General features: G+C 53.0%; 20 protein-coding genes, 1 pseudogene and 1 riboswitch. Of the genes and pseudogenes, 14 read left to right on the top strand and 7 right to left on the bottom strand.

Annotation, left to right across the window (positions count from 1 at the left end; genetic code table 11):
• Positions 1 to 137: 137 nt before the first annotated feature.
• The 6 genes and pseudogenes from M655_RS23335 to motB all read left to right on the top strand — a co-directional run bounded on the left by M655_RS23335 (position 138) and on the right by motB (position 6,172).
• The gene (locus tag M655_RS23335) at positions 138 to 1,865 is read left to right on the top strand and encodes a methyl-accepting chemotaxis protein (protein WP_026558220.1); all 1,728 of its coding nucleotides are present in this window, start codon (positions 138 to 140) and stop codon (positions 1,863 to 1,865) included.
• 46 nt (positions 1,866 to 1,911) lie between these two features.
• Positions 1,912 to 2,284: pseudogene (tnpA, locus tag M655_RS23330) on the top strand (IS200/IS605 family transposase); the annotation flags it as partial.
• A gap of 5 nt (positions 2,285 to 2,289) precedes the next feature.
• Positions 2,290 to 3,366, top strand: coding sequence for an RNA-guided endonuclease TnpB family protein (locus tag M655_RS23325; RefSeq protein WP_286085899.1), 1,077 nt, complete (start codon positions 2,290 to 2,292; stop codon positions 3,364 to 3,366).
• A 347-nt stretch (positions 3,367 to 3,713) separates the two neighbouring features.
• Positions 3,714 to 4,445, top strand: a complete 732-nt coding sequence (locus M655_RS23320; protein ID WP_005829932.1) for a ZIP family metal transporter — start codon at positions 3,714 to 3,716, stop codon at positions 4,443 to 4,445.
• Between the two features lie 115 nt (positions 4,446 to 4,560).
• Positions 4,561 to 5,376: a flagellar motor stator protein MotA gene (gene motA, locus M655_RS23315; RefSeq protein WP_007783444.1), complete on the top strand. Its 816-nt coding sequence runs from the start codon at positions 4,561 to 4,563 to the stop codon at positions 5,374 to 5,376.
• Positions 5,369 to 6,172: a flagellar motor protein MotB gene (gene motB / locus M655_RS23310; protein ID WP_026558221.1), complete on the top strand. Its 804-nt coding sequence runs from the start codon at positions 5,369 to 5,371 to the stop codon at positions 6,170 to 6,172. Before motA ends, motB begins: the two co-directional genes overlap by 8 nt.
• Positions 6,173 to 6,200: 28 nt before the next feature.
• Here motB and M655_RS23305 read toward each other — a convergent pair whose 3' ends face one another.
• Positions 6,201 to 6,629, bottom strand: a complete 429-nt coding sequence (locus tag M655_RS23305; protein ID WP_005829938.1) for a winged helix-turn-helix transcriptional regulator — start codon at positions 6,627 to 6,629, stop codon at positions 6,201 to 6,203.
• Positions 6,630 to 6,785: 156 nt separating this feature from the next.
• Between M655_RS23305 and M655_RS23300 the strand changes: the two genes are divergently transcribed.
• From M655_RS23300 to M655_RS23290, 3 genes are all read left to right on the top strand, one after another.
• Positions 6,786 to 7,340 (top strand): DJ-1/PfpI family protein, encoded by a 555-nt coding sequence (locus M655_RS23300; protein WP_005829940.1) that lies wholly within the window; start codon positions 6,786 to 6,788, stop codon positions 7,338 to 7,340.
• Between the two features lie 1,106 nt (positions 7,341 to 8,446).
• A complete protein-coding gene (locus M655_RS23295) occupies positions 8,447 to 9,433 on the top strand; it encodes a hypothetical protein (RefSeq protein ID WP_005829942.1) in 987 nt (328 codons plus the stop codon).
• 159 nt (positions 9,434 to 9,592) lie between these two features.
• On the top strand, positions 9,593 to 10,402 hold the full coding sequence (locus M655_RS23290) for an alpha/beta hydrolase (protein ID WP_007783439.1): 810 nt from the start codon (positions 9,593 to 9,595) through the stop codon (positions 10,400 to 10,402).
• Positions 10,403 to 10,430: 28 nt separating this feature from the next.
• On the opposite strand, the gene M655_RS23285 is transcribed toward M655_RS23290, so the two are convergent.
• Positions 10,431 to 10,892: a low molecular weight protein-tyrosine-phosphatase gene (locus M655_RS23285; RefSeq protein WP_005829946.1), complete on the bottom strand. Its 462-nt coding sequence runs from the start codon at positions 10,890 to 10,892 to the stop codon at positions 10,431 to 10,433.
• 209 nt (positions 10,893 to 11,101) lie between these two features.
• A riboswitch (guanidine-I (ykkC/yxkD leader) is annotated at positions 11,102 to 11,205 on the top strand.
• A gap of 112 nt (positions 11,206 to 11,317) precedes the next feature.
• Between M655_RS23285 and M655_RS23280 the strand changes: the two genes are divergently transcribed.
• The 4 genes from M655_RS23280 to M655_RS23265 all read left to right on the top strand — a co-directional run bounded on the left by M655_RS23280 (position 11,318) and on the right by M655_RS23265 (position 14,425).
• Entirely contained in the window at positions 11,318 to 11,671 is a 354-nt protein-coding gene (locus tag M655_RS23280) for a DMT family transporter (RefSeq protein WP_005829948.1), read from the top strand.
• The gene (locus M655_RS23275) at positions 11,668 to 11,982 is read left to right on the top strand and encodes a DMT family transporter (protein WP_026558223.1); all 315 of its coding nucleotides are present in this window, start codon (positions 11,668 to 11,670) and stop codon (positions 11,980 to 11,982) included. Before M655_RS23280 ends, M655_RS23275 begins: the two co-directional genes overlap by 4 nt.
• Positions 11,983 to 12,165: 183 nt before the next feature.
• Positions 12,166 to 13,143, top strand: a complete 978-nt coding sequence (locus tag M655_RS23270) for a cation diffusion facilitator family transporter (RefSeq protein WP_005829952.1) — start codon at positions 12,166 to 12,168, stop codon at positions 13,141 to 13,143.
• A 131-nt stretch (positions 13,144 to 13,274) separates the two neighbouring features.
• Positions 13,275 to 14,425, top strand: a protein-coding gene (locus M655_RS23265; RefSeq protein ID WP_369750415.1) for an IS3 family transposase whose coding sequence is annotated in 2 segments (ribosomal slippage) — positions 13,275 to 13,533 and positions 13,533 to 14,425 — 1,152 coding nt in all. Because the reading frame shifts where the segments join, the coding sequence is not laid out codon by codon here.
• 84 nt (positions 14,426 to 14,509) lie between these two features.
• Here the strand turns inward: M655_RS23265 and M655_RS23260 are convergent.
• The 4 genes from M655_RS23260 to M655_RS23245 form a co-directional block, all read right to left on the bottom strand.
• Positions 14,510 to 15,850 carry a hemolysin family protein gene (locus tag M655_RS23260; RefSeq protein WP_005829954.1) on the bottom strand — a complete coding sequence of 447 codons (1,341 nt, stop codon included), beginning with the start codon at positions 15,848 to 15,850 and terminating at the stop codon, positions 14,510 to 14,512.
• Between the two features lie 235 nt (positions 15,851 to 16,085).
• Positions 16,086 to 17,201: a site-2 protease family protein gene (locus tag M655_RS23255; protein ID WP_005829956.1), complete on the bottom strand. Its 1,116-nt coding sequence runs from the start codon at positions 17,199 to 17,201 to the stop codon at positions 16,086 to 16,088.
• A gap of 63 nt (positions 17,202 to 17,264) precedes the next feature.
• A complete protein-coding gene (locus tag M655_RS23250; protein WP_005829958.1) occupies positions 17,265 to 17,567 on the bottom strand; it encodes an iron-sulfur cluster biosynthesis family protein in 303 nt (100 codons plus the stop codon).
• A gap of 108 nt (positions 17,568 to 17,675) precedes the next feature.
• Entirely contained in the window at positions 17,676 to 18,029 is a 354-nt protein-coding gene (locus M655_RS23245; RefSeq protein ID WP_026558224.1) for a DUF3905 domain-containing protein, read from the bottom strand.
• Between the two features lie 173 nt (positions 18,030 to 18,202).
• Here M655_RS23245 and M655_RS23240 point away from each other — a divergent pair, with 173 nt between their 5' ends.
• The gene (locus tag M655_RS23240; RefSeq protein ID WP_005829962.1) at positions 18,203 to 19,039 is read left to right on the top strand and encodes a glycosyltransferase family 2 protein; all 837 of its coding nucleotides are present in this window, start codon (positions 18,203 to 18,205) and stop codon (positions 19,037 to 19,039) included.
• Positions 19,040 to 19,066: 27 nt separating this feature from the next.
• Here the strand turns inward: M655_RS23240 and sspK are convergent, their stop codons facing one another.
• The gene (gene sspK, locus M655_RS23235) at positions 19,067 to 19,198 is read right to left on the bottom strand and encodes a small acid-soluble spore protein K (protein WP_007783429.1); all 132 of its coding nucleotides are present in this window, start codon (positions 19,196 to 19,198) and stop codon (positions 19,067 to 19,069) included.
• Between the last annotated feature and the right edge of the window lie 59 nt (positions 19,199 to 19,257).

Below are 19,257 nucleotides of genomic sequence, written 5' to 3'. Positions count from 1 at the left end.
TATTACCAGTTTCATATGTTAGATGTTGTTATTTTTGGTAGAGAGGGTACAATTTGTATCGGGCATGTTTACCTTGAAATTGAAAAGGGAATATGGATTTAGCGATATCATACAATGTCGAGAAAAGTGGTGTTTCTATGAAGTGGACGATCGGGAAAAAGCTGGGCAGCGCGTTTGCCCTAATTCTCATGGTGATCGCATATATGGGAGCCATGAGTACATACAAGACAAGCCTTATCAACAGCAAAGTCGAAGAAATGAAGTCCGTCTGGCAGCCGGGCATGGAGGCAATCCTGAAAATCAATTCGACGCTGGAAACGATCTACGGCCTGAATCAGACGATTCTGAACGCTGAATCGCTGGCAGACAAAAACAAATACGCCGGACAAATTGATGAAAACTTCGTCTATATCGACGGATTGCTGATGAGCTATGAAAAAACGATTATCGATGAGGAGGATCGGAAGCATTTCGAAGGCTTGAAGGCAGCCATGAAGCAGTACGAGATTTTCAATCAGGAATTTGTGGAAGTCGGCAAAAAGATGGACATCACGCGCGGGGTGACGCCGGAAGAGTTGGCCGAGCTCAAGCGTGTGCGGGACAAGGCGAGCGAGCTGTTCACGGAGCGCAAGAAGCACATCGACGCCATGATCGCGTTCAACAAAATGGGAACGGAACGGGCAGGCAGGGAAAGCGCCGAGCTGTACGCGGCTCTCAAACGGGACAATCTCATTACGCTCGCCGCCTCCATCGCGGGCTGCCTGCTGCTGGCTCTCTGGCTGACGAGAAGCATTCGCGGTCCGGTGCTGCGCCTGGTGGCTGAAATGAAGGAAGTCGCGCAAGGAAACCTGCGCGTGGAGCCGCTTGTGGTCAAAACTCGCGATGAGATTTTCGATCTGGCCAATTCCTTCAATGAGATGACGGACAGCCTCAAAAGGGTGATCCGCCAGGCCGGCGCGACATCGGAGCAGGTAGCGGCATCGGCCGAGGAACTGATGGCAAGCGCTGAGCAGACGAGCCGGGCGACAGAGCAGATCGCGGTTACGGTGCAGGAGGTCGCGGTTGGTACGGATCGTCAGGTCGCCAGCGTGGAGCAAGGGGCAAGAGCAATTGACGACATGTCCCGGGGAATACGCCAAATTGCGGCGAACGCCCAGCAGGCGTCCAGCATGGTCGTCCAGGTGGCGTCGATGGCAGGCGAAGGAAACCAGTCGATCCAGGCCGCTGTCCAGCAAATGAACGCCATTCACGATTCGATCCGCGAGCTGGCCGGGGTAGTCGATGGGCTGGGCAACCACTCGCAGGCAATCGGGCAAATTATCGAAGTCATTACAGGCATCGCCGAGCAGACCAATCTGCTTGCGCTCAATGCAGCGATTGAGGCAGCGCGAGCAGGCGAACACGGCCGGGGCTTTGCAGTCGTAGCCGACGAGGTGCGCAAGCTGGCCGAGCAGTCGTCCAAGTCGGCGCAGCAGATCGGGCAGTTGATCCAAACGATTCAGACAGACACGAAGCTCGCTGTGGAGTCGATGGAGTCGGGAACAAAAGAAGTGCAGGAAGGGATTCTCGTGGTGCACCATGCGGGCGAGACGTTCGGACAGATTCAAATGTCGATCACGACCGTGGCCGACCAGATCCAGGACGTGTCGGCGGCAGCTCAGGAAGTATCCGCGCACTCCGAGCAAGTGGTGCAGGCGATTGAGCTGGTAAGCGAGGTGTCGGAGATCGCAGCCGACGGTACGCAAAACGTTTCCGCTGCTACCGAGGAGCAGCTCGCAGCGATGGAGGAAATCACTTCTTCGGCGACAGCCCTTTCCACCATGGCGGAGGAGCTGCAGCAGATGATTAGCCGCTTCAAAGTGTAAGGCGTGCAATCACACTTCGGGAACGGTCGAAGTTTCCTTGTACTAGAACGAATACAGAAGAACAAGCACAACCCTTTCATTATTAAACTACCATTTTGTGTTCTGCCCTCGGTACAGAAGAAAGATTTTTCTGCAAGCAGATGTAGAACAACGCTTCAAAGAGTTGGTACATGAAGGTTGTGAGGAACTGCAAATTGTGATTGTTGCTCTTGAATGCGACAAAGACCATACGCATATGTTTCTCAACGCACTCCCATCATTAAGCCCTGCGGATATGATGGCAAAAATGAAAGGAGTGGTTTCCACATCTTCGGCATTTGCCGAGTTTGTGGACACGCTCATACTTCGTTTCTACCGCAGGAAATGTATCAAGTGAAACGATAAAGCGATATGTCGAACAACAGAAAACAAGGGGGTGAAAATCATGTCGCAGACCATCACAGTCAAAGTGAAATTGCTTCCAACAAAAGAACAGGCTTCTATTTTGCGTGAAATGAGTCAAACGTACCTCTCCACTATCAATACTCTCGTTTCCGAAATGGTTGCTGAAAAGAAAAGCACAAAGAAGTCGAGTAAGGATATTTCTGCTTCTTTGCCAAGTGCCGTTAAAAATCAAGCTATCAAGGACGCGAAAAGTGTGTTTAAGAAAGCGAAGAAAAGCAAATTCACTACTGTTCCTGTTTTGAATAAACCTGTCTGCATTTGGAACAATCAAAACTATTCGTTTGATTTCACGCACATTTCCATGCCGATTATGATTGACGGCAAGGTAACTAAAACACCTATCCGTGCTTTGTTAGTTGATAAAGACAACCGTAACTTTGCTTTGCTAAAACACAAATTAGGTACGCTTCGAATCACACAGAAAGCAAATAAATGGATTGCCCAAATTTCTGTCACCATACCTACTATGGAAGGAACAGGAGTAAAAGTCATGGGGGTTGATTTGGGTTTAAAAGTTCCTGCCGTTGTTGTAACAGATGATGAAAAGGTACGTTTCTTTGGGAATGGCAGACAAAATAAGTACATGAAGCGTAAGTTTCGTTCTGAACGCAAAGCATTAGGCAAAAAGAAAATGGTAAATGCGATTCGTAGTTCAAAAGATAAAGAACAACGTTGGATGAAAGACCAAGACCATAAGGTTAGTCGTGCTATCGTAAATTTTGCAAAAGACAATAAAATTTCTGTCATTCGCTTGGATCAACTGGCGAATATTAGACAGACGGCAAGAACAAGCCGTAAAAACGAAAAGAATCTGCATACTTGGTCATTTTATCGCCTGTCTCAGTTCATTGAATATAAAGCGAATTTAGTTGGTATTAGAGTTGAGCATGTGAATCCTGCATACACAAGTCAGACATGCCCTAAATGCTCTGAGAAGAATAAGGCACAAGACCGTAAGTATAAATGCAAATGTGGATTCGAAAAACATCGTGATTTAGTCGGTGCTATGAACATTCGATATGCACCTGTGATTGATGGTAACAGTCAATCAGCCTAAGATGCTATATGCACTGTCTTAGGAGGGGCAATGAGATGTCCTCATCTTGAAGGCTGTTCAAAACAGAAATGGACTGCGAACGCTTAGTCATTGTGGAAGGCTTGCGGCTTTAGCCGTGGGAGTCTCAATTTGGCCTGGGAGCTGAGCTGGGCAAGACGTATCGCGCGGAAACATAGCCGCGACGCCTCGAAAACGCCAGTGTTTCTGGCGTTTTTTTGTTGCCGCAGCGATGAACTTTTTAACATGTTCCGCCTCGTTTTATTATAAGCTAACAGGAGGGACAATCTTGCCCCCTGTATCTGGATGATTGAAATGCGACAATACATACGACTCGTGGAGGAACTTTCATGGAACAGCTTTTGATGGGGAGTTTTCTGTCCGCGATGGCAACGGGGGTCGGGGCTCTGCCCATTCTGTTTTTTCGCACGGTCACGCACCGTTGGCGGGATATTCTTCTGGCCTTTACCGCTGGCATCATGGTGGCGGCAGCGACGTTCAGCCTGATTCCGCAGGCGATGTCCAACGCCCCGTTTATGATCGTCTGTCTGGGCGTGCTCACCGGGACGCTTTTTCTCACCGTTTTGGAGAGCGTGATTCCACATATTGATCTGGAGCACACGAGAGTCAACATCGCGATGGACTCGCAGGCGCTGTTGATCCTGATGGCGATTACCTTGCACAATATCCCGGAGGGGCTGTCGGTCGGGGTGAGCTATTCGAGCGAGCAGCCGGAGCTTGGCGGCCTCATCGCCTTTGCCATTGGCCTGCAAAACGCGCCGGAAGGGTTTCTGGTCGCGCTTTTTCTGATTAATCAAAAGGTCAGCCGGCTCAAAGCCTTTTTCCTGGCGACGATGACAGGAGCGGTGGAAATCGCGTCGGCGATCTGCGGCTACTACCTCACCGCCGTAGTCAAAGGGCTGGTGCCGTACGGCCTGGCGTTTGCAGCAGGCGCGATGCTGTTTATCGTCTACAAGGAGTTGATCCCGGAGAGCCACGGGGACGGCCATGCGCGCTCCGCGACTTTTTCGTTCATTTTGGGTCTGTTGGTCATGATCGGGCTGGTGCAGTTTTTCGGGTGAGCGGATTTTTTGCGAAAGAATGCGGAATTTGTGCAACTACCCCTCACAAAAGCGGCGAAAAAAACCGAAACCATAATATAGATAGATTTCGATTATGGTAATAGGGAGTGTCACGATGGAAAAGTCTACCTTGATAGGTATCGTACTAGGTATTGTTGCAGTAGTGGTCGGGATGATCTTGAAGCACGCGAGTCCCTCGGCCCTGCTGAATCCGGCAGCGTTCATGATTATCATCGTGGGTACGATCGCCGCCCTTTTCAACGCATTTCCCATGTCGGAAATCAAAAGGATTCCTGCCCTTTTCAAGGTTATTTTTAGCGAGCAAAAACTCCCTGCCAAAAGGGAATTGATCGGTCAGTTTATGAACTGGGCTTCCATCGCCCGTCGCGAAGGTTTGCTCGCGCTGGAAAACACGTCCGATGAGATCGAGGACCCTTTCCTGCGCAACGGCATGAAGATGATTATCGACGGGGGCGAGCCGGATTTCGTCCGCGACGTGCTCAATGAGGAAATTCACGCCATCGAGGAACGCCATCAGGCAGGTGCGCTTGTGTTCAGCCAGGCGGGTAGCTACGCTCCGACCCTCGGGGTACTCGGAGCGGTAGTCGGTCTGATTGCGGCGCTCGGCAACCTGAGCGATATCGACGCACTCGGCCTTTCCATTGCGGCCGCGTTCGTGGCGACCTTGCTCGGTATTTTCACCGGGTACGTGCTGTGGCACCCGTTTGCAACCAAGCTGAAACGAAAATCGAAACAGGAAATCGAGATCAAAAAGATCATGGTAGAAGGACTTCTTTCCATCCAGGCTGGCGTTTCTCCGGCAGCTATCGAGCAGAAGCTTCTGGTGTACATCCCGTACAACGAGCGTGCCGAGATGAAGGAAGAAATGAAGGAAGAGAAGAGGGAGGAAGGAGCTGCGGTAAATGGCTAAGCGACCGAAGAGACATGCTCAGCACGAAGAGCATATGGACGAGTCTTGGCTGATTCCGTACGCGGACTTGCTCACCCTCCTGCTCGCTTTGTTTATCGTATTGTTTGCCTCCAGCGAAATGGACGCCAAGAAGTTCGACCAGATGGTTCGCTCCTTTAACGTTGCGCTGAACGGCGGAGTGGGCGTGCTGGACCAGCCAAGCCCGATTCCGCTCGACCCGAACATGATGCAGCAAACGATACATAAAGGCGCTCAGGAAAGGCCGAAGACAGAAGAAGAGAAAAAGCTGGAGGAAGCCATCCGCAAAGAGACAGAGGACTTGAAAAAGCTGCAAACACAGCTCGAAGGCTACATCCAGCAAAACAAGCTGCAGGACAAGCTCCAGACGAAGCTGACCGAAGAAGGGCTGCTGATTACGATTCTGGACAACGCCTTGTTCGACTCCGGCAGCGCCGTGCTGAAGCCGGAAGCGAGAAAGCTGGCAAGCGAAATGGCCGCGATGCTCGTTCCCCATCCGAAAAAGGTGACCGTGACCGGACATACGGACAACGTGCCGATTCATCGTGCTGAATTTCCGTCCAACTGGGATCTTTCCGCCAAGCGCTCCGTCAACTTTCTGAAAGTGCTTCTGGAAAACAAAAAACTGGACCCGACCAAATTCAGCGCGACTGGCATGGGCGAGTACCATCCGGTAGCACCGAATACGACAGCGGAAGGCCGGGCGAAAAACAGACGGGTAGAGGTAGCGATTTTGCGCGACCTGGCCTCCCCGCCGAAAAACAGTGTCAATCCATAAGCAAAAAGGATAGCGCCCGATTCAGGTGCTATCCTTCGTTATTTTCGGGAGCTTTTGGACAATCGCAGCTTGCACTGGATGCCTGCGGTTCTCCCATGGCGAGCCTCAACTGCTCCATCCGTTTTTCTCCCCACTCATACATCAGCTCGATGATCGGCAAAAGCGTCATCCCTAGCTCCGTCATGGAGTATTCCACGCGTGGCGGAACTTCGGGATACACCTCGCGATGGACGATTCCGTCCTCGATCAGCTCCTTGAGCTGGTTCGTCAGCATTTTATGCGTGATTTTCGGAAACAGCCGCTGCAGTTCGCTGAAACGGTGCGGGCCTTCCACACCGAGGTGCCAGAGGATGACGACCTTCCACTTGCCGCTGAACATGGACAGCGTCAGCTCCTTGGAGCAAGTAAAATCGCCGTTGCGGATTTTTTCCATCGTTTCTTTTCTCAGGTCAGACATGGTTTTCTCCCTTTGCTTATGGTTTGTCCATAGGTACCCTTTTGGTAACTACCGCACAAAAAAGTGCATTCTTATGTTGCCAGGCGCACGCCTTTATAATAAGCGATGTGGAAAGCAAAGCAATCCTATCGTTTGGAAAAAAGGAGTGAAGCCATCATGGCCAAAAAAGTATTGATGCTGACAGGTGACGCCGTAGAGGCGCTGGAAGCTTATTATCCGTACTACCGCTGCCTGGAGGAAGGGTTCGACGTGACGATCGCCTCCCCTACCGATAAAAAAGTGCTCAACACCGTCGTGCACGATTTTGAAGACTGGCAGACCTTCACGGAAAAGCGCGGCTACCAGATCGAAGCGCACGCCACTTTCGACGAGATCAATCCAGAGCAGTACGATGCGCTGATTATTCCAGGAGGACGTGCTCCTGAGCATATCCGCCTGCACAAAGATTTTGCCCGCATCGCCCGCCATTTCTTCCAACATGATAAACCAGTTATGATTTTGTGTCATGCGAGCGTGGCACTTACCGTCATCGCCGACGAGATCAAAGGCCGCGAGATGACTGCCTACTTCGCTTGCCGTCCAGAGGTGGAAGCAGCGGGAGCCAAGTACATCGAGACTCGCTTCCACGTAGACCGCAACCTGATTTCCGGGCACGCCTGGAACGACCTGCCGCAACTGATGAAAGAATTTGTGAAGCAAGTAAATGCCTAACCGCAAGCCAAAAGCCGATTCGCCAATGGGGGCGCAATCGGCTTTTTTATAGACATCAGGAATGGATAAGACTCTTGGGCAGCATTGCGAGACGGACTGTCAGCTTGGAAAACGGTTGATCGTAGCGGTAGTGGTGAGAGGAAACAGGAGAAAGCGCTACAGGTACTTGGGCCTCTGGCGGGGGAGCGAAGACTGTCCGCCTCCGGAGAAAAAGGAAAACCGCGTCAAAAGTAGAGGATTCAAAAGAAGTAGGTTCAGGTTGACGCTGAAAAGCGTGTTTTCCTTTTTCTCCTCCGGCTAGGTAGGAGTCCCAAAGACCTTCGCTTGCTTTCTCCTGTTTCCTCTACGAGCTGTTTCTGTCGTTCGATGGTGAGTTTTGGGGTTGTAAATCAGGAAGCCAAAATGACCAAGGCAAGGAAGAAGATTCTGTATGGTCAAACAGGTAGAATGATAGCTCTCAAGAAGGTCCACACGCATGCCCGCACTCCTTCTTTGAAATTCTTGTATGATGCTTTTTATCCTGCGTTTTCTTTCCCCCTCCGACCATCCCCTTGGCCCCTGACGAGGAAAGAGACGAAATCCGCGAAAGCTCTTTGGGCTCCCAACCGAGGCGGAGGGGAGAAAGCGAAACACGCTTTTAGCGTCCAACTCTGAGAGGCTACCTGAATCGACCACTTTTGGACGCGGTTTCGCTTTTTCCCCGGAGCCGGGCAGTCTAACCCCCAGCAGGGAGCCCAAGAAACTACCGCGATTTCGTCTCTTTCCTCGCCACACCAAAAGTTCCGATGAAGGAGCTTTTCAAGCAAAAACGCCCCGACAGCCCCATGCCCACATCACCATGCTACTATGCTGCTATAGTTTCAACCCAAAAACGGATACGCTTCATCCACCTATATGGCCAACATAGCAGCCTTCGCCCCAAAGGAGAAAGCAAGACTTGTGCCCTTTGGGTACGAAGCCTCCGCCAAAGGCTTGGCGCAACCAAGTTTTTTACGCGAACGCAAACATTTTCCAGCCAATTGTGTTACAAAACGCCCGCTCCGTCGTCTAATAACTGTGAGATGTGTGTTTGACAGGCATCGCGATCAACCGGGAGGCGTTCAGAAATGTATAAAAAACTCATCGCGTTAGGGTCGGCACTGGCAATCGGGGTGACAGCCTATTCTGCAGCCTCGATTGCGCAGCAGCCAGCCAACGCCGCAGCAGCAGTGGAGAAACCGGCGGAAGCTGCGCAAAGCACGCTGGCCGAGCAGTTGAAAATGCTGGAGAGCGGGATCGTTCCCACTTCCCCGTACGAAACAGTCCAAACATGGGCGAAAGCGGTCAAAATGCGAAACGGCGCCCTGCAATACGCGCTGTTTACCGAACAGGCGCGCTTGGGGCTAAAGACACCAATGGAGAGCTTCCATTGGGTGACGGGGACATCCAGCCCGTGGGTTGAGGGCTTTACGGTCACAAGCATAACAGAAGACAAAGCCGACAGCGGGCAAGCCCAGGCACAAGCGCAAACCAAAACGTTGAAATTCCAGGTCGATTTTGACCTGGTGACTTCCACAGGGAAGTTCGGCACAGACCGGGCCATCATCGGCGTGACGCAAAAAGGGGATCAATGGTTCATCGAAAGTGTCGCACCTGCATCGGAAAAGTCGGTAGGCATCTGGAATACGCCGGAATCGTTGAACGACCAAAACATCGAGAAAACATTCGAGACGATGAAAGCGTACGACAGCACGCTCGGCTACCGGATTCTTTTGCCGGAAAAAGCGATGAGCAAGCTGAAAATCGAGCAGTCCACCTGCGCGAACGAAGAAGGCAACCCGCCGTGCCTGAACTTTTTCTACAAGGATCCAGCAGCCAAAAAGGACGTGCTGCTCGCAACCGTCGTCCGTTTGAGCAAGGAGCAGGAAAAGCTGCCGTACTACCAGGAGCATCCTTTCCTCACCAAGCTCGGGGAGAACAAAGCGGGCGCATTTTACTCGCTCTATCCAAGCGAGCACCAGTATGCCGGAGCGGAAGATTCCGAGCAAGGCCGCGAATGGATGCAACTGCTTGAACTCTTGCAACAGCGAATCGGCAAATCCATCCAGCCGTAAATCGCCGCGCTTCTCGGGCCTATTCCCGTCGCCTCTGCTACTCAAGAGCCACCTGTGCCAATCGCAGGTGGCTCTTGACATTTTCGCGGAAAAAGGGGATAATAAAGTCAATAACAAAGTAAACTACTCGGAATACTATAAATAAAAGAGGTGAGTTCTTTGGAACGGACATTACATATTCCAAGCGATACAGTTACGTTGGCGGCAACGTTGCATGAGCCAGAGCAGGAAAACGGCAGAACGGTCGCAAAATACCCATTGGTTGTGATCTGCCACGGCTTTATCGGCAGTCGGATTGGCGTCAACCGCTTGTTTGTAAAGGCCGCCAGAGAACTCGCCGCGCACGGGTTTGGCGTATTGCGCTTCGACTACGGCGGCTGCGGGGAAAGCGACGGCGACTACGGGGCTGGCGGGCTGGATGTGCTTTTGAAGCAGACGCGTGACGTGCTCGATTACGCTGCAGGGCTGGAGCATGTCGACCAGGAGCGGATTACGCTGCTTGGGCACAGCCTTGGCGGAGCCGTTTCCGTTCTGACGGCAAGCCAGGACAAGCGGATTCACTCGCTCGCGCTGTGGGCTCCGGTAGCGCAGCCGTTTGACGACATTGTGCGGATTGTCGGGGAAAACGAGTACCAGGACGCGCTTGCATTAGGGACAACGGATCACAACGGCTATTTGCTCTCCGGGCGGTTTTTCCAATCGTTGAACGGAGCCCAGCCGCTGCGCCACGCCAAGCAGTTTGAGGGGGATGTCCTCATTTTGCACGGCAATCGCGACGATGTGATTCCTGTCGATGCGATGTTCCATTATGAGCGGGAGCTGCGTTTGCGCAGACGAGGCGCGTGCGAAACCGAAGTGATTGTAGGCGGGGACCACACGTTTTCATCTGCGGACAGCTACAGCAAGCTGATCGGCAACACCGTAAGCTGGCTGGGACGGCTGTGGGCGGAAAAAACAGTGGCAGTATAAAAAAGAAAGGGATGCCCTGACAAGCGGGCTATCCCTTTTTGCGTTTGATTTCTGCCAAAAGACCGCGGCAGCCAGCTTCCACCAGGTCGTAGACGTAGGAAAAGCGCCCTGTGTAGTACGGGTCTTCCACGTTTTGCTCCTGGACGGCGTGGGCAAAATCGAGCAGGCGGTACACTTTTTTGCCTGCGGGAGCCATTTTCATGAGCGCGGCCAAATTTTCGTCGTCCATGCATACGACGTAGTCGTACTCGGCAAAATCGTTGCGGGTAATCTGGCGGGCGCGCAGCGTGTCGCAGGCGATGCCTTTTTCGGTCAAAACTTTTTGCGTGCCTTTGTGCGGCGGCTCACCCGCGTGCCAGCCGCCAATTCCCGCCGAATCGATGGAAATGTCCCCGGCCAAGCCTTCCTGCTCCGCGAGATGGCGAAAAACGGCTTCCGCCATGGGGGAGCGGCAAATATTGCCGAGGCAGACAAACAGTACGCTTGTCATCGGTTTTCTCCTCCTCACTGTTTTGATCGGTTTGGGACGATCTTTCTATTTAGCTAGAATAGCACAAGAAGCTGTTTTTGAAAAAAACTGCCCGACGGCTAAAAAGCAGGCTGGTTTTCCGCGCCCTACGTGTCCTGCTCGCAGTTCTTGCAAAAATCGCCTTGCTTTTGCTACAATAAGAGCCAGTTACCCCATGTTCGAATTGCATACGATACGTTTTCTAGGGTTCCGCGGTCAGGAGGCTGGCCGGACTGGACCGAGAGAAAACGCACGGCTGCGGCCGTGTACACGGAGGGATAAAAGCCCGGGAGAATATCTGAGACGGTATTCGCCCGCGGCTTTTTTTGCTTGTGTGAAAAAGGTGCTCCGGATGAGCCTGCGCGCAAGCTGCGCTTGGGGAACGATAGACAAAAGGAGGGATTGTGGTGGGAAAGAACTGGCTTTTGGTTGTGGCCGCTGCAATGTTTGAGGTGATGTGGGTAGCGGGCTTGAAGCACGCCGACAGTTTTTGGGAGTGGCTGCTGACCGTTGTCGCGATTCTGGTCAGCTTCGCGGTATTGATCTATTCGGGCAAGCGGCTGCCGACGAGCACGGTGTACGCCGTCTTTGTCGGACTGGGAACAGCGGGTACGGTGATCGTCGAGATGGCAGTTTTTCAGGAGCCGTTCAGTTGGGCCAAGGTAGGGCTGATCGCTCTGCTGCTCGTCGGCATTATCGGGTTGAAGCTGGTCACGCATGAGCATGAGGGAGATGCGCACAAGGAGGGGGAAGTCGCATGACATGGGTGTCCCTGATTTTGGCCGGACTGTTTGAGGTAGTCGGTGTCATGGGGATTTCGCAGGTGAATCAGAAGCCGTCCCTGCGCTCCTGGGCGGTGCTGCTCGGCGGATTTTCGCTCAGCTTTCTCTTGCTGTCTGTGGCGATGCGCGAGATTCCGATGGGGACGGCGTATGCGGTCTGGACGGGCATCGGCACGGTGGGAAGCGCCCTCGTAGGCATGCTGTTTTACGGAGAACCAAAAGACGGGCTGCGGCTGTTTTTCATCGGGCTGGTCATCGTGTCGGTGGCAGGTTTGAAGCTGCTGGCGTAAAGGCACGGCTGCTATCGAAACAGATGGCTCCTGGAGAGCTGCTGCCCGGAAGCGGCGCCGCACTGTTGATTCGGCCAACGGCGCTTGTTTTCATTTTTTTCCTTTTTTTGAAAAGGGACGATGGTTCTTCGTGGGGAATAGTAAACAAGAACAGGATTTTTTTCGAGGGGGATACATGGCAGCATGGGCTCTTTTTGGGCAACGTTAAAAAAAGGAAACACATCTTCGGCTACGGCCGCCTTGGGCAATATGGGCCTGGCGATTGTCAAAGGGGTCGCCGCTGCGTACAGCGGCAGCGGGGCCATGTTTGCGTCGGCGATGCACTCGATTGCCGATGCGGTGAACCAGGGCTTCGTCTTTTTCGGCAGCGTGCTGGCGGAGAAAAAGCCGACGCCGCGGTTTCCGACCGGATTTGGCCGCGTTATCAACCTGTTTTGCATGATCGCGGTCATCGTCGTGACGATCATGGCGTACGAAACGATCATGGAAGGCTTCCATCTGCTCAAGGAGCCTGCGCATTCCAGTCACTTCTGGCTTAATTTTATCATTTTGTTCCTGGCGATTGTCGTCGACGGCTACGTGCTGGTCAAAGCGATGAAAGAGATCGTCCACGAAACCCGTGTCGACGCGAAGGGCTGGGCGATCGTCCCCGCTGCTTTTCGCCATGTGGGACGGGCGGCGCCGCCGACGCGCCTCGTCTTTTACGAGGACATCGTGGCTACGACAGGCGCGCTATTGGCCTTGATCGCGGTCATTGTCACGCAGTTTACGACATTTGCCCTCCTGGACGGCATCGCGACGATCCTGATTGGCATTTTGATGGTCGGCGTAGCGTTCAAGGTCGGGTACGACAACATGGTCGGACTGATCGGGGTAGCGGCTCCGAAAGAAGTGGAGGACCGGGTTGCCGCGATCATTTTTGCCGATCCGGATGTGGTCGATATCAACCGGCTGCGGATCGTCCAGGAAGGGCGGTTTTACCATGTGGAGTGCTACGTGGAGCTGCGGACGGGCCTGACGCTGGCGGTAGCGGACGACATCAAATACCGCATCAGGGACAGCCTGCTGACCGATCCGGACATCAGCGACGTGACGATGGGCATTCTGGAGGACAACGGCGTAAGCGACTGGGAGCGGCCGAACATCCTCGAAACAACCTGACCCCGGCGAATTAACAGGAAAAAAAGCCCCTCACCTTATGCTGCAAGTGGTATTATCCCCTCATGGTAGACAGTGAAAAAAGACCTCATGGTATGATGAGATCAACACTGTTGACCGGAGGGGATTTTCTTATGCCGCCACGTAAAGGGCAAAAACAGCAGCAATATGACGAAGCAACGAAGAGCGAAGCAGTACGTTTGCGGGTTGAGGAGCATTGGAGCTACCCAATGATAATGGAGAAATTAGGCATTAAAAGTAAGACGCAGATTCGGGAGTGGGTACAGAAACGGCAAAACGGTGAAACGTTTGAAGACTATAGAGGGCGATGGATCAAGAAGTATTTCAGCAGTCTAGAGGAAGAGAACAACTACTTGAAAGCGCAGGTCGAATACCTAAAAAAGCTCAATCCAAATCTACACGGGGAGGGAAGTTGGATAAGCAAACCCGGTTTAGGACGATCGAAGAAATGAGTCGCAAGTACGCTGTGGTCATGCTATGCGAAATAGCGGAGGTCTCCCGGGCGGGCTACTACAAGTGGAAGGCGACGGAGAAGGTTCGTAAGGTACGTGTGGAGCAGGATGCCGACCTAAAGGAACATATACTGGCAATTCACCGCATTCGCCCATACTTTGGGTATAAACGAATGCGCACGGCTCTACGCAAAGAGGGACTACAAGTAAATACGAAGAAAGTTCGCCGACTGATGCGAGAATTGGGCATCCGCTCAGTGATCCGCAAAAAGCGTCCATTTGCCGGCCGCAAGCCCTCCATCGTGTTCAACAATGTCCTTAATCGCCAGTTCGCTGCGGACGAGGCTAGAAAGAAATATGTAACCGATATTACCTATATTCGAGTCGTCGATGACTTCATTTATCTGTCCGTGGTCCTGGATCTGTATAATAACGAAACGGTTGCTTGGGAAGTGTCGGAGAGAAACGATCTTGATCTTGTGCTGTCTACGGTGAAGCAACTGGGTAATGGAGATGCGATCCTGCACTCCGACCAAGGATTCCAGTACACTACCAAGACATACGCAAATCTGTTGCAAGAACAAGGGCTAACCGGAAGCCATTCCAGACGGGGGAACTGCTTCGACAACGCTTGTGTTGAATCGTTTTTTTCACACCTGAAGACGGAAAAGTTGTATCTGGAGAAACCAAGAGATATAGCTCACGCTCGCAAACTGATCGCTGAATACATCGAATTCTACAATACAGAACGGTTCCAGAAAAAACTCGGCGACCTCTCCCCAGTCCAATACCGGGAATCGATCGCCGCTTAAGATAGCGTCTTTTTTTAGTGTCTACTTGACGGGGCTATGACCAAAGGTGAGGGGCTTTCGCTATTGATTGCGATGCGCAGGCGATCAGGAGACGGTCAAAAGCTCTTCCGGCTGCTGTGCTTCATCGCTTTTGATCGGCGTAATCAGCACGCGCGTGACGCGGTGATTATCCATCTGCTTGACGGTGAACAAATGGCCTTCCCATTCTACCGTAGCGCCCACCGCGATATCTTCTTCCAGTTGGCTGTACAGCCAGCCGCCGATCGTGTCCACGTCTTCCGATTCCAGTTCGAACGGAAGGTGGTCGTTCAAGTCAGCGAGCGTCAGCATGCCGGATACGGAGAGGCCGTTTTCCAGCTTTTCGATCTCCGGTCTTTCCTCGTCGAACTCGTCCTGGATATCGCCGACGATTTCTTCCAAAATATCCTCCATGGTCACCAGTCCGGCTGTACCGCCGTACTCGTCGATGACAATCGCGAGCTGCGAGCGTTTTTTCTGCATCAGGCGCAGGACCGTACTGATTTCCATCGTTTCCGGAACAGTCAGAACCGGGCGGAGCAGCGAATCCAGCTCGACATGCCCGTCTTGCAGGGCCGCGAGGTAAAAGTCGGTCGCGTGGACAAAGCCGATGATATTGTCTTTGTCATCATCCGCTACAGGGAAACGGGTGTGTCGCTGGGTGCGGATGATCTCCAGGTTTTCTTCAAAGGTGTTCGTGCTATATAAGCAAACCATGTCGATGCGCGGGATCATCGTCTCCCGGGCAAGGGTTTCGGAAAAGTCGAAAACGTGTTCCACCAGCGCCAGCTCGGTTTGGTCGATATGGCCGCTTTGGTGGCTCTGGTTGACGAGAATGCGAATTTCTTCTTCCGTGTGAGCCGCTTCATGCTCCGAAATAGCTTCGAGGCCAAAGCGTTTCATCAGGGCGTTGGCTGTTCCGTTCAAAAACCAGATCGCCGGGTAAAGCAATTTATAGAAAAACATCAATGGCGCGGCAACCCACAGCGAAGTCACTTCTGCTTTTTGAATGGCCAATGATTTCGGCGCCAGTTCACCCAGGACAATGTGCAGGAAGGTAATGATCGCAAACGCTATCCCAAAAGAGATCGCAGAAATCAGATAGTCAGGCATCCCTGTTGAACCGAGCAGCGGTTCGACAATCATGTGGGCGATAGCCGGTTCCCCGACCCACCCCAGTCCGAGCGAGGCGAGAGTGATCCCGACCTGACAGGCAGACAGGTAGCCATCCAGCTTTTGCGTTACTTTTTGGGCGTAAACAGCGCGTTTGTTTCCTTCATTCACCATTTGCGTCAGGCGCGTTTGCCGCACCTTGACGAGAGCGAACTCAGCGGCGACGAAAAAGCCGTTGAGAAAAACAAGAAATATGACAAGCAGCAGGTTGAGCACTATCGGGACGGTGTCCAAGTAAAAAGTCATCCTCTCTGGAATATTATGAATGTACGCTTCTATTTTACTCTGTTTGGCGACAACTCTCAAAAGCGATAAATCACCGTAGCAGCCGTTTCTGACCCCTTGCTGGGGAAGAGCGACCTTCAGGTATCCATAGCGCACGATTTTGCGCCCACAGAAGGCCGCAGAAGGTCACAGATGGTCAAACTGTCCGCTCCAGGCAGGCGGGACCGAGGCGAAAAAGCCCGCGCTACCTGTGCAAAATCTGCTGTCCGTAGACGAAGAAGGCCGACAGGACAGCGGCCAGGCCGAGGTAGGCAGCCAGCACTTTCCACTTGGTTGCCGCCGGTGCTACATAGTACGTCGTCAGCCGATGCATTTGCTCTTCGACTTCCGTCAGCCGCTGACGAGCCATTTGCTCTGCTTCGCGCAGCAATTCGGAAGGGGCAGGGCGCAGCGGGTCCGAGTCGATGAAGAGAATCGGCTCGCGCTCCCATTGCTTGAACAGTTCCCATTTTCTGTTCATGTACACCTTGTCCAGACGCTTCCGGTCGCGGATGAGGCGTTTTTCGTCCTGGAGAAAAGGGACGAGGAAGCCTTTGTCCGGCTCTGCCTGGTTGAGCGCGGTGACCTCTTCGTTCAGGCGAACGCGCGTGTCCCAGGTCGTTTCCAGCTCGGGCCATTGGGCGATGCTCTGCAAAAAGTCGGCGATTTTGTCCCGCTCGTACTGGAGCACCTGGTGCTGGTAGCTTTCCCGCAGCCGACTCCACCACGTAATCAGGCCGATGATGAAGATGAGCACCATGATAGGCCCCGGATTGGCAAACAGCATGATCCCCAGTCCGACCAGCCCGAAGAACCAGATTTTTGTGGACAGCACAGAGACGATCCGCCCGCCATCGAGCGGAGAGACAGGCAGCAAATTGAACAGGTTGAGCAGGGCGCCGAGGTAAATGACCAATGCCCAGAACGGGTCCTGCGTCCACCAGTACAGCGGCAGGGCAGGCAAAAAGGCAATCATGCCGGCAAGCGGTCCGCCGTAAGCGAGATAGGCCTCTGTTTTGGCATCGCGCGGCATGTCTTTCATGGATATAAAAGCACCCGCAAACGGGATGAAGACGGCTGGCGAAGTCGCGATGCCTTTTCGTTTGGCAGCGATGACGTGCCCCATTTCATGGACGAAGATCAGGTAGACGAGCGCCACGGCGAACTTCCAGCCGTAAAACATGGCGTACGCCCACAGGCTGATGACCATTGACAACAAGGTCGTGCCGAATTTGGAAAACTTCAGGATGCCGATTAACCATTTGAAATTGGCCAGCAAAAAAGCACCGATGGCCAAGAGGACCGAACGACTTTTTTTCATCAAAAGCTCCTCCCATACGTCATGGCAGTCTTTCTTTCATACGGACGACGCCCGGGAAAGTTTCTACTGGCCTTCCAGGCGCGGATTCGCGAAGCGAAAGCCGTACTCTCCGTATGTAGGATCAAAGCCGAGCTGTCCGCCGTCGAAAAACCAGAAATCGGTCGGCCGGATCACAAAGCGCAAGCCTTCCACTTCGAAAACGGCGTCACCAGGCATGGCCTCGTCTTTTTCAATCGCATAAAACAGTCCGCCCGTTCCGGGTCCGCTTGTCCGTACGTACAGCCGCAGCGTATCGCCCGGTCGAAATTCCGCATAGCGCTGGTAGGCGAGAGAGAATGCGGGCTCTATCGCAAGTGTGATGCTCATGGGCAAGCTCCTTTCCATCGTTTCAAGCCCATTGTAACACACAAACCAAAAACGCCCATTCGGTTGGCCTGTCTTTTCCGAATGGGCGGTCTTTTTAACGGACTGCGGTTAATCCTTGCCTTTGCTGACGTCTTTCGTCGGATGCATGAAGCGGGCATTGCCTATGGGTCTGTCCTCCAAAAGCTCCTTGTTTTCGTAGGAGTTCCAGCCGATGTCGTTGGTCGGGTGCACCCATTGGTCGCCTGCCATGATCGAAGGGTCGGTGTCAGTGTTCCAGTTGTTCAACGGGGATTCTTTGGATTCGTACTGGCTGTCTCCGATCACCACACCAAACTCGTTGACAAAAGGTCGCTGGATCGTGCGGGACGATTTTTTGAAGTCAGGCGCGCTGATCTGATGCGGCAAGGTTCCATCGAGGGAAATATCCTTCGTCTTCTCGTTGTTTTTCTGGTCGTTGTCCATTCGTTGGACCTCCTTTATCCACACAGCCGTATGTTTGCCAGCGAGGCATGCTCGCTTTTAGCATGCATCAGTCGCATTTCCCTTATACGGCGAGCAGCGCGCAAGCATGGCCGCGACCCAAGCCCAGCCCAAGTTGCCGCCACCTGCATATGCTACAAAAAGGGGGAGATTCGATGCTGACCAGTGTCGTTATTCCTGCCAAAAACGCAGACGATCAACTGTTGTACACGTTGTTCGGCTTCAACCTGCAATACTGCGCCTTCGAGGAGTTCGAGGTGATCGTGCTGGACAACACCTCAACGGATGCGACGAGGGAAAAGCTGTCCCGGTTTACCGCTCATTTTCCGCTGAACTACGTGCAGTTTCGGGCCAAAAAACCGCTTGCCCACCTGCTGAACACAGGGATACAGTTGGCGCGCGGCGAGCTGATCGTCTTCCTCGCTGCCCAGATGATCGTACCCCGCAGCTTCATCGGCGTGCATCAGCAGGCACATGAAAAAGCGAGCCACCTGGTCTTGCTCGGGCAGGATCGAAAACGAATCTATTCGGTGTATGAGCCGGGCTTCAGCGCGACACAGCATGCGGAGTGCCAGCTCTGGCTGGAGCAATACCCGCATGTGAAGCGGCCGCATACGCTTGTGGAAACAGTCCCTTTGCTGGAAGAGAGCCAGATTGTAAACGGCTTGCCATTTCACATCGGCTTGCCCTGTCCAATCGCGCAGAAGCGGCTGGCCGCCCGGGAGAAATACGGGGCGAAGCTGGCGCGGCACCGCTCGCCGTGGACGCTGTTTGACACCCAGCACGTCTCGCTGCGGCGGGAAAGCCTGCAAAAAGCAGGACTTTTTCGCGAGCTGCCGCGGATTGAGATGGAGCGCGATCTCGGAAAACGTTTGTTAAAAAATGGCTGCCAATTCCAGTTGGACGATAAGCTGACGCTATTGAAGCAGGAGTGTGTGCAAAAAAGACTGGGCGCAAGCAGCCAGCCGACGAAAAAAAACCGCCGGGCATGACCATAGCCCCGGCGGTTTACTTTGTGCCTAACGGTTTTCTTTTAACCGCTCTTGTGGTTCACTATTAATGGAACCGTTGGAACGGACGGCTTCAGACTGGGCTTTTGGGCCACGAATTTCTGCGGTTTTTCCAAAGTCTTTTGCTTTATTGCGTACCATGTCTCGTCCTCCTCTTCATGCGAAGCGTAAAAATAGTATGACCCAAAAGGCGCTGGAGA

Origin of the sequence: Brevibacillus sp. NSP2.1 (assembly GCF_000470975.2) — a bacterium.
GTDB lineage: Bacteria > Bacillota > Bacilli > Brevibacillales > Brevibacillaceae > Brevibacillus > Brevibacillus agri.
Note: the sequence above shows the minus strand (reverse complement) of the source record. Positions and strands in the feature narration are given on the sequence as shown.